The following is a 13,084-nucleotide window of genomic DNA, read 5'->3' on the forward strand; positions in this document are numbered from 1 at the left end:
TCTCCTCAGGCGCCGGCGGGCGCGGCCTGGGGCTGGCGGGCCTCCAGGAGCTCGTCCTGGCGCCGGTCGTGCGCCGCCCAGTCCCGCTGCCAGGCCGACGGCGCGGTGACCTTGCGCACCTGGACGGCGGTGACCTTGTATTCCGGGCAGTCGGTCGCCCAGTCGGTGTTGTCGGTGGTGAGGACGTTCGAGCCGCATTCCGGGAAGTGGAAGGTGGTGTACACCACGCCCGGCTGGATCCGGTCGGTGACGGTGGCGCGCAGCACGGTCTCCCCGGCGCGGCTCTCGATGGCGACGCGGTCGCCCTCGACGATGCCCCGGTCCTCGGCGTCGTGGGGATGGATCTCCAGCACGTCCTCGCTGTGCCAGGCGTTGTTGGCGGTGCGGCGGGTCTGCACCCCGGCGTTGTACTGCGACAGGATCCGGCCCGTGGTCATCAGCAGCGGGAAGCGGCGCGTGGAGCGCTCCTCGGTCGGGACGTACTGCGTGATCATGAAGCGGCCCTTGCCGCGCACGAACTCGTCCACGTGCATGATGGGCGTGCCTTCCGGGGCCTCGTCGTTGCAGGGCCACTGGACGCTGCCGCCCAGGGCGGCGATGCGGCCGAAGGACACCCCGGCGAAGGTCGGCGTCAGGCGGGCGATCTCGTCCAGGATCTCGCCCGGATGGGCGTAGTGCATGGGATAGCCCATGGCGTTGGACAGGGCGCAGGTGACTTCCCAGTCGGCCAGGCCGGCCTTGGGCGCCATCACCTGGCGCACCCGCGAGATGCGGCGCTCGGCGTTGGTGAAGGTGCCGTCCTTTTCCAGGAAGGACGAGCCGGGCAGGAAGACGTGCGCGTACTTGGCGGTCTCGTTCAGGAACATGTCCTGGACGATCACGCATTCCATGGCCTGCAGGGCCGCCACCACGTGGCGGGTGTTGGGATCGGACTGGGCGATGTCCTCGCCCTGGCAGTACAGGCCCTTGAACGAGCCGCCGTGGGCCGCGTCGAACATGTTGGGCAGCCGCAGGCCCGGCTCGGACTGCAGCGGGACGCCCCAGGCGCGCTCGAATTCGGCGCGCACGGCGTCGTCGGACACGTGGCGGTAGCCGGGGAACTCGTGCGGGAACGAGCCCATGTCGCAGGAGCCCTGGACGTTGTTCTGGCCGCGCAGGGGGTTGATGCCCACGCCCTCGCGGCCGATGTTGCCGGTGACCATGGCGAGGTTGGCGATGCACATGATGGCCGTGGAGCCCTGGCTGTGCTCGGTGACGCCCAGGCCGTAGTAGATCGCGGCGTTGCCGCCGGTGGCGTACAGGCGGGCGGCGCCGCGCAGGTCGGCCGCGGGCACGCCGGTGATGGATTCGGTGGCCTCGGGGGCGTGTTCCGGGCGGCGGATGAACTGCATCCATTCGTCGAAGGCCCGGTCCTCGCAGCGGGCGCGCACGAATTCGTGGTTCACCAGGTCTTCGGTGACGATGACGTGCGCCATGGCGTTGAGCACCGCGACGTTGGTGCCCGGGCGCACCGGCAGGTGGTAGTCGGCCTTCACGTGCGGCGCGTCGACCAGTTCGATGCGGCGCGGGTCGATCACGATCAGCCGCGCGCCCTGGCGCAGGCGGCGCTTCAGGCGCGAGGCGAAGACCGGGTGGGCGGCGCTGGGGTTGGCGCCCAGCACCACCGCCACGTCCACGTGCATCACCGAGTCGAAGGTCTGGGTGCCGGCCGATTCGCCGATGGTGGCCTTCAGGCCGTAGCCGGTGGGGGAATGGCAGACGCGGCCGCAGGTGTCGACGTTGTTGTTGCCCATGGCGGCGCGCACCAGCTTCTGGACGAGGTAGGTTTCCTCGTTGGTGCAGCGCGACGAGGTGATGCCGCCGACCGAGTCCACGCCGTACCGGGCCTGGATGCGCCGCAGTTCCGAGGCGGCGTGGCCGATGGCTTCGTCCCAGGAAACCTCGCGCCAGGGGTCGGTGATCTTGGCGCGGATCATGGGCTTGGTCAGGCGGTCGGCGTGGGTGGCGTAGCCCCAGGCGAAGCGGCCCTTGACGCAGGAGTGGCCGCGGTTGGCCTTGCCGTCCTTCCAGGGCGTCATGCGGATCACCCGGTCGCCCTTCATCTCGGCCTTGAAGCCGCAGCCCACGCCGCAGTAGGCGCAGGTGGTGATGACCGCGTGGTCGGCCTGGCCCTGCTCGATGACGGTGTTCTCGGTGAGCGCCGAGGTCGGACAGGCCTGGACGCAGGCGCCGCAGGACACGCAGTCGCTTTCCAGGAAGCCGTCGTCCTGGCCGGCGACGATGCGCGAATCGAAGCCGCGCGCCTGCACGGTCAGGGCGTAGGTGCCCTGGACGTCGTCGCAGGCCCGCACGCAGCGGCTGCAGACGATGCACTTGGACGGGTCGTAGGTGAAATAGGGGTTGGAAGCGTCGGCGGCGTCGTCCAGGTGGTTGGCGCCGTCGAAGCCGTAGCGCACGTTGCGCAGCCCCACCACGCCGGCCATGTCCTGCAGCTCGCAGTCGCCGTTGGCCGGACAGGTCAGGCAGTCCAGCGGGTGGTCGGAGATGTAGAGCTCCATCACGTTGCGCCGCAGTTCGTGCAGCTTGCCGGTCTCGGTGCGCACCACCATGCCGTCCTCAACGGGCGTGGTGCAGGACGCCGGATGGCCGCGGCGGCCTTCGATTTCGACCAGGCACAGGCGGCAGGAGCCGAAGGCCTCCAGGTTGTCCGAGGCGCAGAGCTTGGGGATCTGGATGCCGGTCTCGGCGGCGGCGCGCATGATCGAGGTGCCGGCCGGGACGGTGACGGTCTGGCCGTCGATGGTCAGGGTGACGGTTTCGGTGGACAGGGACTCGGGCGTGCCCATGTCGCGGTCGCGTTTCAGGACGGTTTCCAGCATGGCGGGCTCCTAGGCGGGCTGCGAGGCGGTCTGGGGAACGGAGGCGGGGGACAGGCCGAAGTCCTCGGGGAAATGGCGCAGGGCGGACAGCACGGGGTAGGGCGTCATCCCGCCCAGCGCGCACAGCGATCCGGCCATCATGGTGTCGCACAGGTCGCGCAGGAGTTCGGCCCGGGTCTCGCGGTCCCGGCCGTCGCGGATCGCGCGGATGACCTCGGTGCCGCGCACCGAGCCGATGCGGCAGGGCGTGCATTTGCCGCAGGATTCGATGGCGCAGAATTCCATGGCGTATTCGGCCAGGGCGGCCATGTCGGCCGTGTCGTCGAAGGCCACCACGCCGCCGTGGCCCAGCATGGCGGAAATCGCCAGGAAGGCCTCGTAGTCCAGCGGCGTGTCCCACTGGGATTCGGGCAGATAGGCGCCCAGCGGGCCGCCCACCTGGACCGCGCGCAGGGGACGCCCCGAGGCGCTGCCGCCGCCGAAGCCGTACAGCAGCTCGCGCAGCGTCAGGCCGAAGGCCTTTTCGACCAGGCCGCCCTGGCGGATGTTGCCCGCCAGCTGGAAGGGCAGGGTGCCCCGCGAGCGGCCCATGCCGAAGTCGCGGTAGGCCTGCGCGCCGCGCGCCAGGATGAAGGGCACCGTGGCCAGCGAGATCACGTTGTTGATCACGGTGGGGCAGCCGAACAGGCCGCGCACGGCGGGCAGCGGCGGCTTGGCGCGCACCAGGCCCCGGCGGCCTTCCAGGCTTTCGAGCAGCGAGGTTTCCTCGCCGCAGATGTAGGCGCCCGCGCCGCGCCGCAGCTCGATGTCGAAGGCGCGGCCCGAGCCCCGGATGTCGTCGCCTAGCCAGCCGGCCTCGCGCGCGGCGCGCAGGGCGCCGGCCAGGACCCGTTCGGCCTGGGGATATTCGGAGCGGACGTAGATGTAGCCCCGCGTGGCGCCCACGGCCAGGCCGGCGATCGCCATGCCCTCGATGAGCGCGCAGGGGTCGCCCTCCATCAGCAGGCGGTCGGAGAACGTGCCCGAGTCGCCTTCGTCGGCGTTGCAGACGATGTATTTCTGCGCCGCCGGGGTCTGCAGCACGGTGCGCCACTTGATGCCGGTGGGAAAGGCCGCGCCGCCGCGGCCGCGCAGGCCGGATTCGGTGACCGCGTCGACGATGGCCTCGGGCGCCATGTCCAGCGCCCGCCGCAGCCCGGCGAAGCCGCCGTGGGCCTCGTAGTCGGGGATGCTCAGCGGGTCGATCAGGCCGACCCGGGCGAAGGTCAGGCGCTCCTGGTTCTTCAGGTAGGGGATGTCTTCGGTCGGGCCGTGGCACAGGGGATGGGCGCCGCCCGCCGCGGCCGCGCCGCCTCGGGTGGCACCGCCCGGGGCGCCGTCCGTACAGGGAGTACAGGCCGCGTCCAGGATGGACGGGACGTCTTCCGGTGCGACGGAGCCGTAGGCGATCCGTCCGGCGGGCGTCTCGACCTCGACCAGGGGTTCGAGCCAGAGCAGGCCGCGCGAGCCGTTGCGCACGATGCGCAGGTCCAGGCCGCGGCGGGCGGCTTCCGCGCGGAAGGCGTCGGCCACCGCGTCAGCCCCCATGGCCAGGGCGGCGGTGTCCTGCGGGACGTAGAGGATGCGTTCCATGGTTCGGATGTGTTCCATGGCTCAGGCCTCCCGCGCCGCCGCCAGCAGGGCGTCCAGTTTCTCGGGGGTGACGCGCGCGTGGGGGCGGCCATCGATCATGACGGCGGGCGACTGGGCGCACAGGCCCAGGCAGTACACCGGGGCCAGCGAGACTTCGCCGGGATCCCCGGCGGCGACGCGCGCCCGGGCGTGCTCGTACAGGGCGTTGCCGCCACAGGCCTGACAGGATTCGGCGCGGCAGACTTCGAGCTGCGTGCGCGCCGGCGGCGTGGTGCGGAAGTGGCCGTAGAAGCTGATCACGCCGTGGACCTCGGCGCGGGACCGCTGCAGGGCGGCGGCGATCTGCGGCACGGCCGGCTCGGGAATCCAGCCCAGGGCGTCCTGCACGTCGTGCAGGATCGGCAGCAGGGCGCCGGGCCGGCCGGCGTGCCGGGCGAGGATGTCCCGCACCAGCGGGTGGGCGTCGTGCGGGGCTGCGTCGGCATCGGACCGGATGGTGTCCATGGCTTCGTCTCCGGCGCATGATCGGCGGGCATGCGCTTTAATAGGTTTATTCGTGCATATATAATTCAGTGCCGTTGATTTACTCTACTCTTGAAAATAATTTGATTTCAATAAGATAATAAAAACATATTTGGATCATGGTTGCTTTTTTATAGGCAATCGAATTCATATTAATAAGACTTTCAGGAGGAGACATGGCGGTTTACCGGTTCAAACCCCGGCTGCATTCCGAATGGGTGCTGGAAAAGCAATCCGGGGAAATACTGCCCATGGGCGAGGTGCTGCGGCTGCTGGCCGCCGTCGACGAGCACGGCCACATCGCGGGGGCCTGTCAGGCGCGCGGGATGTCCTACCGGCATGCCTGGGGCATCCTGCGCAAGGCCGAAGCGGAATTCCAGGCGCCGCTGATCGAAACCTCGCGGCGGCGCGGTTCGCGTCTGACCAGCTTCGCGCAGCACCTGCTGTGGGCCAACCGGCGCATCGACGCGCGCCTGGCGCCCACCTTCGAGAGCCTGGCGTCCGAGCTGCAGGAAGAGCTGCAGCGCCTGTATTCCGAGGAAATGTCCGTGCTGCGCCTGCATGCCAGCCACGGCTTCGCCGTCGAGGGCCTGATGCGCCTGGCCAACGACCACGACATGCTGCCGCTGGAACTGCGCTACCGCACCGGGATCGAGGCGCTGGCCTCGCTGGACCGCGGGGAATGCGACCTGGCCGGATTCCAGGTGCCGCTCGCGGAATACGAAAAGCCGATCCTGCAGCACTACAGGCGCTGGCTCGATCCGGACCGCATGCTGCTGCTGCACCTGGCGGAGCGCAACACCGGGCTGTTCGTGCAGCCCGGCAATCCCAAGCGCATCCGCTCGGTCAGCGACCTGGTGCGCCCGGACGTGCGCTTCGTGAACCGGCAGATCGGCTCCAGCACGCGCTTCCTGGTGCATCTGATGCTGGATCGCCTGGGCATCGACTCGAAGGACGTCACCGGTTTCGACAGCGGGGAATTCACGCACATGGCCATCGCCGCCCACATCGCCAGCGGCATGGCCGACGTCGGCATCGGGGTCGAGACCGCCGCCTGGCGCTGCGGGCTGGAATTCATCCCCCTGGCGCGGGAGCGCTATTTCTTCGGCATCAACAAGGAACTGGTCGGCACCCAGTCGCTGCAGCGGCTGCTGGACCTGATGAACGGCGACGCCTACCAGGCCTACGTGCGGGATCTGGTGGGCTACGACTGCAGCCTGCTGGGGCAGGTGCAGACCCTGGAACAGGCCTTCGGGCCGGATTTCCGCATCGCCGTGAGCGTGAAGCGGCCATTGTAAAATGCCCCACCCGGCGCTGCGCCCTCCGGCGATTCCTTCCCTCCATGCTGAACATCCTTGCCATCATCGGGCCGCTTTTTGCGGCCATCGCCATCGGCTTCGCGGCCATCCGGCTCGGCTTCTTCAGCAAGGACGACGTCCGGGTGCTGGGCCGCTTCGTCATCCAGCTCGCCCTGCCGGCCTTGCTGTTCAAGGCGCTGGCCGAACGCTCCCTGGACGAGATCTTCAACCTCGGCTACCTGGGCGCCTACGCGCTCGGTTCCGTGGCCTGCCTGGCGCTGTGCACGGCCGGCGCCCGGCTGTTCCTCGGTCCCCTCTCCCGGCCCGCGCTGGGCATGATCGCCGTCGGCAGCTCGCTGTCGAACAGCGGCTTCATCGGCTTTCCCCTGGTGCTGCAGTTCCTCGGCCACGATGCCGCCGTCGCCCTGGCGCTGTGCATGCTGGTGGAAAACCTCGTGGTGCTGCCCATCGCCCTCATCATCGCCGAGCCGGCGGGCGATGGCGGCGGCGGGCGCCTGCGCGTGCTGCTCGGCCTGCTCCGCGGGCTGCTGCGCAATCCGCTGATCCTGGCCATCCTGGGCGGCTTCGCCTGCTCGCTGCTGCAGCTGCGGCTGCCGCTGCCCGTGGCGCGGGTCGTCGATCTATTCGCCGGCGCGTCCGGCCCGGTGGCGCTCTTCGTCATCGGCGGCACGCTGGTCGGCCTGCGGCCGGGCGGCGACCTGCCGCGCATCCTGTGGGTCAGCGCCGGCAAGCTGATCCTGCATCCGCTGGCCGTCGCGCTGGCCCTCTGGGCGTTCCTGCCCGGCGACCCCCTGCTGCAGGCGGCCGGCGTCATCATTGCCGCCCTGCCCATGTTCAGCATCTTTCCCATCATCGCGCAGAAATACGACGAGCAGTCCTGGTGCGCCTCGACCCTGCTGGTTGCGACGCTCGGCTCGTTCGTGACCCTGAGCGTCGTGCTGTGGCTGGTGGGCGCGTCCCTGCGCGGGTGAGGGCCGGCGGAAGTCCTGGCGGGGACCTGTGCGTCCATGGGCTCGTGCGGCCGTTCGTTGCGGGGCGTCCGTCTATTCGATCAGGAACTGGCCGCGCATGCCGGCTTCGTAGTGACCCGGGATCGTGCACGCGAAATCGAGCGTGCCCGGCTGGCCGAACGTCCAGACCAGTTCCCCGCTGCGGCCTGGCTCCAGCGTGAGCGCGTTGGCCTCGTGATGCGCCGGCATGCCGGGGTGGGCGCGCATCTCCTGGGCGTGCGCCAGGATCTCATCGAGTTTTCCCAGGACGAATTCATGGGACAGCCTGCCGGCGTTGTGCAGCCGCAGCCGCACGGTCTCGCCCGGCCGCACCGGGATCCGGTCGGGGTGGAAGCGCATGGCGTCGTCCATGGCGATCTCGATGACGCGCTCGGGCTGGGCGTGTTCCTGCGCGTGCGCAGGCGTGTGGGCGGGCGCGTGCGCGGGCATGTGTGCCGCCGCCGGCGGGGGTGCCGGTGCCGCGTGCATGTCGTGCGGGGCGCCCTCCTGCGCGCGGGCGGCGCCCGTGGCGAGAAGGAGCGCGGCGAGGAGGACGAGTGGCTGGGTGCGCATGGGGAGCTCCTGGTGCGGGCCCGGCGAGCAGGCGGTTTCGACGCGCATGCGGGCTTGCCACGCGTGCGGGTTCGATGAGCGGGCGGCTGCGTCGAGCATGCGGTTCCGACGAGCATAAACCCTGTCGCCGCCGTGGGCGCGGGAATCCCCCGCGGACGAGTCGGGAACCGGGGCGGCGCGCCTCCGTTCCCCGGTCAGCCGCCGCGCACCATCTGCAGGATCCGGGTGGTCGTCAGGCCGCGCGACATGTCCTGCATCTGCGGCAGGTACCGGTCCTGCATCCGGCGGCCGTCCGCCATCACGTGCTGGTAGGCGTCGCGCAGCATCTGCGTGCTCAGCGTCCGGCCGCCGGCGTAGTACTGGTGCGCGACGTGGCCCAGCGCGTAGGTGGAGGCGAAGCTCATGCCGCTGCTGACCGCCTGGCGGCCCAGGCCGCCGAGCAGGCCCCCGCCCACCTTGCCCAGCAGGCCGCCGAGCAGCTTGCGGCCCGCCTGTTCCAGGTACTGCGAGGTCAGGCCCACGCCCAGGGTGGCCAGCAGGTCCTTGATGTGGCCGCGGTCCAGCTCGTAGCCGTGGCTCTGGCCGATCTGGTAGACCAGCCGCATCTGCAGCGGGATGATGGCCAGCGTGGACAGGTTCTCGGGCAGCAGTTCGATGGCGCCGTTGAGGATCGCCGCATTGAGGATCTTGCCGTCCATCTCCGCCGCCGACAGCGCGCCGGGGCGGCGTTGCGCGGCGGTGCCGGACGGCGCATCGGGCATATCGGTCGCATCGGGCGCGGTGGTCGCATCGGACGCAGCGGGATGCGGCGCTTCTCCCCCCGCCACGGTTGCCGGCGCCGCCTCGGCCATCACGGACGCCGCGTCCAGCGGCGCGGCCGCCAGCGCGTCGGCCTGCGCGTCGAATTCCGCCGGCGCCTGGCCCAGCGCCTCGCGCAGGCGGGCGAGGAAAGCCTGTTCCGGCGCGCTGGTCCGGCCGTCGGCCTCGCATACGCAGACGGCCATTTCATAGGCCAGCTGGCGCGCCTCGCCGCTCGCCAGGCTGGGCAGCACGTCGGCGAGCTGCACCCGGCGCATCAGCACCTCCTGGTACAGGCCGGGCAGGTTGATCCGCTGGTCCTGCGCCAGGCCTTGCGCCACCTGGCGGATCTGTTCGCGTTCGCGATCGTGCTTGTCGCCGTCGGCGTACGAGGCCAGCAGGCAGATGGTGAGTATGGCGCGGATTTCTTCGGTGTTCATCGGGTTCCTTCATCGATCCGGAGGGGGGCCGCGGGGGGCCTGGAGGCAAAAGGACGGGCGCGCGCCCGTCCGTATCGGTCGTGTCGCTCGCCGGGTTCAGGGCAGCAGGATGACGCGCTCCACCTCGAACTCGTCCTTGCGCAGGCCCTTGTCGAACTCGCCCACCAGTTCCACGCGCTGTTCGGCGCTCACGGTCTGCCCGGCCGGGAAATCCTCGGCGTCGATCTCCACGATCATGCGGCCCGTCGCGTCCTCGAAGGTGTAGCGCTCGTCGCCCTCGAAGGACACGAGGCGGCCCTGCAGCCGGGCGGGCTGGTCGTCGCGGCCGGTGTCGAGCAGCTGCTTGACCGTCGTCAGCGGGATGGAGCTGGGCCCGGAGTAGCCGCCCGGGGCGGCGGCCTTGGGGGCGTTGCTGGGGCCGGTGTAGCCCGTGGGCTGGGCGATGGCGGTGGCGGCGCCCAGGGCCAGGGCCGCGGCGGCAAGAAGGGACAGGGAGGGATGGCGCATGGTTTCGATTCCTTTCTTTCGGCGCACGTGCAGGTGCATGTACATATGTGCGTCTGCGTCTGCGTGTGCATGAGAAGCCGCGATTCGCGGGACGACTCCATTGGACAGGACGAAGCTGAAGGCAATCTGATGCGGCCTGGTGCGGGCGGGCCCTAGTCCGGCGGGAAATCCAGCACCGCGCCCAGGCCACGGCCCTCCAGCCCGTCCTCGAAGCGCAGGGACGCGCCGTGCAGCGCCGCGATGCGTGCCACGATGGACAGGCCCAGGCCGTTGCCCGCCTGTCCGGTGCCCAGCACCCGGAAGAACCGCTCGCCCAGGCGCGCGCGCTGCTCGGGCGGCACGCCCGCGCCGTCGTCGCGCACGGCCAGGCGCGTGCCGCCTTGCGGCAGCCGCGAGGATTCGATGCGGATGCGGCCGCCCGCGCGGCCGTAGCGCGCGGCGTTGTCGATCAGGTTGCGCAGCGCGCTGGCCAGCAGCGCGGGCGCCGCGCGCAGCCGCGGCGCCGCCAGGGCGCGCTCGATCCGCATGTCCGGCGCCATCGCTTCCAGCTGCAGGCCGTCGAGCAGCGCCTCCAGGTCCACGGATTCGAGCGCCGCGGGCTCGGCCCGCGGCTCCAGGCGGGCCAGCGCCAGCAGGCTTTCCACCAGCGCGGTGCAGCGGTCCAGGTCGGCGCGCAACTGCCGCAGGTGGGCGTCGGGCAGGCGCAGTTCGCGTTCGATGAGCTGCACGCGCATGCGCAGCGCGGCCAGCGGCGTGCGCAGTTCGTGCGCCGCGTCGGCCGTGAAGCGCCGCTCGCTGTCCAGGGCCGTGGACAGGCGTGCCAGCAGCGCGTTGAGCGCGTCCAGGATCGGCAGCAGTTCGCGCGGCGGGTTCGGCGCCCGCACCGGCGTCAGGTCGTGCGGCGACTTGGCGTCGATGAGCATGGCCGTCTCCTCCAGCGGCCGCAGCAGGCGCCGGATCAGGAGCCAGCTCAGCAGGCCCAGCATCGCCAGCAGCCCCAGGGCCGGCCAGGCCAGGTTCTCGGCCATGTCCTCCAGCAGCTCCAGGCGCTCCTCCATCGGCTGGGCCACCTGGGCGGTGACGCCGCCCGGGCCGGGGCGCACGTGCACGCGCCAGAACTCGTCCTCGACCCGCACCGTGGCCATCGTCTTGCCCCGTGCATCGGGCAGGAAGGCGGTGTGCGGCGTGTCCTCGCCGCGCAGGAGCACGCGGCCGTCGGACGCCACGAGCTGGTAGTACATGCGCAGCTTCAGGGTGTCGCCGCGCTCCGTGCGCGGCCCCCGGATGCCGTCGGCGGCTTCTCCCGGCAGGCCGATCCGCAGGACCAGGCGCGAGCCTTCTTCCAGCGCGTCGTCGAAGACCTCGCTGGTGGCGAACCAGGCCACGCCGACCACGATGGCGAGGCTGGTCAGCCACAGGCCGATGCTGGTCCCCATCACCGCCAGCAGCAGGCGCCGCCGCAGCGACCAGCCGCCGCGCGCCGGCGGGGCGTCCCCAGGCCCGCCGGGCCGGCGCCGGGTCCAGGGCCATCGAAGGGATCTCATGCGGGGCACAGTCCGTAGCCCTGGTTGCGCACCGTCACGATGAACCGGTTGCCCAGCTTCTTGCGCAGGTTGTAGACGTGGACCTCGATGGCGTTGCTCTCCACTTCCTCGCCCCAGCCGTACAGGGCTTCCTCCAGCTGGGCGCGGCTCAGGATGTGGGCGGGGCGGCGCATCAGGGCGTGCAGCACGGCGAATTCGCGCGCGGTGAGCGTGACCGGCGCGCCGTCCAGCGTCACACGCTTGGCGGCGGGGTCGAGCGCGACGGCGCCATGGCGCAATTCGGGGGTGTCCTGCGCCGCGCCGCGGCGCAGGGCCGCGCGCACCCGGGCCGACAGCTCTTCGAGGTCGAAGGGCTTGACCAGGTAGTCGTCCGCGCCCAGGTCCAGGCCCTGCACGCGGTCGGCCAGCGTGTCGCGCGCGGTGATCACGATCACCGGCAGGCGGGCGCGCGGCGATCCGGCGCCGCGCAGGGCCTGCAGCACGGCGTCGCCGTCCAGGCCGGGCAGGCCCCGGTCCAGCAGGACGCACTGGTACTCGTGCGCCGCCAGCGCGGCGGCGGCCTGGTCGCCGCGCTGCAGCCAGTCCACCGTGTAGCCGTCCATCCGCAGCCACGACTGCAGGGAATCGCCCAGCGAGGGGTCGTCTTCGATCAGGAGGATGCGCATCCGGGCATCTTACGATGGAAAGATGAAGCGAAGCTGATGCGCGTGCGCGGGCCTTCGGGCCGCGGCATGGCCGATGCCTGCCGGGGTTTTCCGGACCATGGGCCGGGGAGGCGATTTCCCTATAATTTCCCGATGAACGGCAACAATCAGTGGAGCCGCCAGATCCGGGCCTGGGCACGGGAGCTGGGGTTTTCCGACATCGGGGTTTCGGGGGTGGACCTGTCCTCGGCCGAGCCGCACCTGCTGCAATGGCTCGCCCGGGGCTATCACGGCGACCTGCACTACATGGAGCGGCACGGCCTCAAGCGCGCGCGTCCGGCCGAACTCGTGCCCGGCACGGTGAGCGTGATCACCGCGCGCATGCCTTATCTGCCGCGCGACACCGCGCCCGACTGGCAGGCCCGCGAATGCGCGCGGCTGGCCGATCCCGGCGAGGGCGTGGTGTCGCTCTATGCCCGGGGGCGCGACTACCACAAGGTCGTGCGCGCGCGCCTGCAGAAGCTGTGCGACCGCATCGAGGCGCTGGTCGGTCCGTTCGGCTACCGCGTCTTTTCCGATTCGGCGCCCGTGCTGGAAAAGGAACTGGCCAGCCGCAGCGGCCTGGGCTGGCGCGGCAAGCATTCCATGGTGCTCTCGCGCGATGCGGGCTCGATGTTCTTCCTGGGCGAGATCTTCGTGGACTTCGCGCTGGAGCCCACCGATCCGGTGAGCGCGCATTGCGGCACCTGTACCGCCTGCATCGACGTCTGCCCCACGGGCGCCATCGTGGCGCCCGGCGTGGTGGACGCGCGCCGCTGCATTTCCTATCTCACCATCGAGAACCACGGTCCCATCCCGGAGGAACTGCGCCCGCTGATGGGCAACCACATCTACGGCTGCGACGACTGCCAGACGATCTGTCCCTGGAACAAGTACGCGCAGACCTCGACGCTGCCCGATTTCGACGAGCGCGCGCCGCTGGTCGGCCGCCGGCTCGTCGAGCTGTTCGCCTGGGACGAGGAGACGTTCCTCAAGCGGACCGAGGGCGGGCCGATCCGGCGCATCGATCACGAGCGCTGGCTGCGCAACATCGCCGTGGCGCTGGGCAATGCGCTGCGCGAAGCCGATGCGGCCCAGGCCCGCGAACTGCGCGCCGCCCTGCTCGGCCGCGCCGACCATGAAAGCGCCCTGGTGCGCGAGCACGTGGCCTGGGCGCTGGCGCAGCGCGCCTGAACAC

General features: G+C 70.8%; 11 protein-coding genes. 3 read left to right on the forward strand and 8 right to left on the reverse strand.

The window, feature by feature from the left end; genetic code table 11:
- Nucleotides 1-5: 5 nt before the first annotated feature.
- From fdhF to BN940_RS02570, 3 genes are read right to left on the reverse strand one after another with little or no spacing between them, the layout of a single operon-like run.
- Nucleotides 6-2,879 carry a formate dehydrogenase subunit alpha gene (gene fdhF / locus BN940_RS02560; RefSeq protein WP_043679804.1) on the reverse strand — a complete coding sequence of 958 codons (2,874 nt, stop codon included), beginning with the start codon at nt 2,877-2,879 and terminating at the stop codon, nt 6-8.
- A gap of 9 nt (nt 2,880-2,888) precedes the next feature.
- Complete coding sequence (locus BN940_RS02565) at nt 2,889-4,529, reverse strand: formate dehydrogenase beta subunit (RefSeq protein ID WP_148304865.1); 1,641 nt, start codon at nt 4,527-4,529, stop codon at nt 2,889-2,891.
- Nucleotides 4,530-4,532: 3 nt separating this feature from the next.
- Nucleotides 4,533-5,015: an NAD(P)H-dependent oxidoreductase subunit E gene (locus BN940_RS02570; RefSeq protein WP_043679810.1), complete on the reverse strand. Its 483-nt coding sequence runs from the start codon at nt 5,013-5,015 to the stop codon at nt 4,533-4,535.
- Nucleotides 5,016-5,209: 194 nt separating this feature from the next.
- Between BN940_RS02570 and BN940_RS02575 the strand changes: the two genes are divergently transcribed.
- Nucleotides 5,210-6,331 (forward strand): substrate-binding domain-containing protein, encoded by a 1,122-nt coding sequence (locus BN940_RS02575; protein WP_043679813.1) that lies wholly within the window; start codon nt 5,210-5,212, stop codon nt 6,329-6,331.
- Nucleotides 6,332-6,375: 44 nt separating this feature from the next.
- Nucleotides 6,376-7,323, forward strand: coding sequence for an AEC family transporter (locus BN940_RS02580; RefSeq protein ID WP_043679815.1), 948 nt, complete (start codon nt 6,376-6,378; stop codon nt 7,321-7,323).
- A gap of 72 nt (nt 7,324-7,395) precedes the next feature.
- On the opposite strand, the gene BN940_RS02585 is transcribed toward BN940_RS02580, so the two are convergent.
- From BN940_RS02585 to BN940_RS02605, 5 genes are all read right to left on the reverse strand, one after another.
- On the reverse strand, nt 7,396-7,914 hold the full coding sequence (locus BN940_RS02585) for a cupredoxin domain-containing protein (RefSeq protein ID WP_043685611.1): 519 nt from the start codon (nt 7,912-7,914) through the stop codon (nt 7,396-7,398).
- Nucleotides 7,915-8,108: 194 nt separating this feature from the next.
- Nucleotides 8,109-9,152 carry a YcjF family protein gene (locus BN940_RS02590; protein WP_043679818.1) on the reverse strand — a complete coding sequence of 348 codons (1,044 nt, stop codon included), beginning with the start codon at nt 9,150-9,152 and terminating at the stop codon, nt 8,109-8,111.
- Between the two features lie 96 nt (nt 9,153-9,248).
- On the reverse strand, nt 9,249-9,659 hold the full coding sequence (locus tag BN940_RS02595) for a YgiW/YdeI family stress tolerance OB fold protein (protein ID WP_043685614.1): 411 nt from the start codon (nt 9,657-9,659) through the stop codon (nt 9,249-9,251).
- A 152-nt stretch (nt 9,660-9,811) separates the two neighbouring features.
- Complete coding sequence (locus BN940_RS02600; RefSeq protein WP_043679821.1) at nt 9,812-11,203, reverse strand: ATP-binding protein; 1,392 nt, start codon at nt 11,201-11,203, stop codon at nt 9,812-9,814.
- Nucleotides 11,200-11,868 carry a response regulator transcription factor gene (locus BN940_RS02605; protein WP_043679824.1) on the reverse strand — a complete coding sequence of 223 codons (669 nt, stop codon included), beginning with the start codon at nt 11,866-11,868 and terminating at the stop codon, nt 11,200-11,202. Before BN940_RS02605 ends, BN940_RS02600 begins: the two co-directional genes overlap by 4 nt.
- Before the next feature lie 162 nt (nt 11,869-12,030).
- Between BN940_RS02605 and queG the strand changes: the two genes are divergently transcribed.
- The gene (gene queG, locus BN940_RS02610; protein WP_043685617.1) at nt 12,031-13,080 is read left to right on the forward strand and encodes a tRNA epoxyqueuosine(34) reductase QueG; all 1,050 of its coding nucleotides are present in this window, start codon (nt 12,031-12,033) and stop codon (nt 13,078-13,080) included.
- The last annotated feature ends 4 nt before the right edge of the window (nt 13,081-13,084 follow it).

This window comes from Castellaniella defragrans 65Phen, from assembly GCF_000612685.1.
In the GTDB taxonomy this organism is placed as follows: domain Bacteria; phylum Pseudomonadota; class Gammaproteobacteria; order Burkholderiales; family Burkholderiaceae_B; genus Castellaniella; species Castellaniella defragrans.

What these genes read in the sequence shown, in the direction of transcription:
- fdhF (WP_043679804.1), bottom strand. Translation starts at nt 2,879, where the DNA reads ATGCTGGAAACCGTCCTGAAACGCGACCGCGACATGGGCACGCCCGAG.
- BN940_RS02565 (WP_148304865.1), bottom strand. Translation starts at nt 4,529, where the DNA reads ATGGAACACATCCGAACCATGGAACGCATCCTCTACGTCCCGCAGGAC.
- BN940_RS02570 (WP_043679810.1), bottom strand. Translation starts at nt 5,015, where the DNA reads ATGGACACCATCCGGTCCGATGCCGACGCAGCCCCGCACGACGCCCAC.
- BN940_RS02575 (WP_043679813.1), top strand. Translation starts at nt 5,210, where the DNA reads ATGGCGGTTTACCGGTTCAAACCCCGGCTGCATTCCGAATGGGTGCTG.
- BN940_RS02580 (WP_043679815.1), top strand. Translation starts at nt 6,376, where the DNA reads ATGCTGAACATCCTTGCCATCATCGGGCCGCTTTTTGCGGCCATCGCC.
- BN940_RS02585 (WP_043685611.1), bottom strand. Translation starts at nt 7,914, where the DNA reads ATGCGCACCCAGCCACTCGTCCTCCTCGCCGCGCTCCTTCTCGCCACG.
- BN940_RS02590 (WP_043679818.1), bottom strand. Translation starts at nt 9,152, where the DNA reads ATGAACACCGAAGAAATCCGCGCCATACTCACCATCTGCCTGCTGGCC.
- BN940_RS02595 (WP_043685614.1), bottom strand. Translation starts at nt 9,659, where the DNA reads ATGCGCCATCCCTCCCTGTCCCTTCTTGCCGCCGCGGCCCTGGCCCTG.
- BN940_RS02600 (WP_043679821.1), bottom strand. Translation starts at nt 11,203, where the DNA reads ATGAGATCCCTTCGATGGCCCTGGACCCGGCGCCGGCCCGGCGGGCCT.
- BN940_RS02605 (WP_043679824.1), bottom strand. Translation starts at nt 11,868, where the DNA reads ATGCGCATCCTCCTGATCGAAGACGACCCCTCGCTGGGCGATTCCCTG.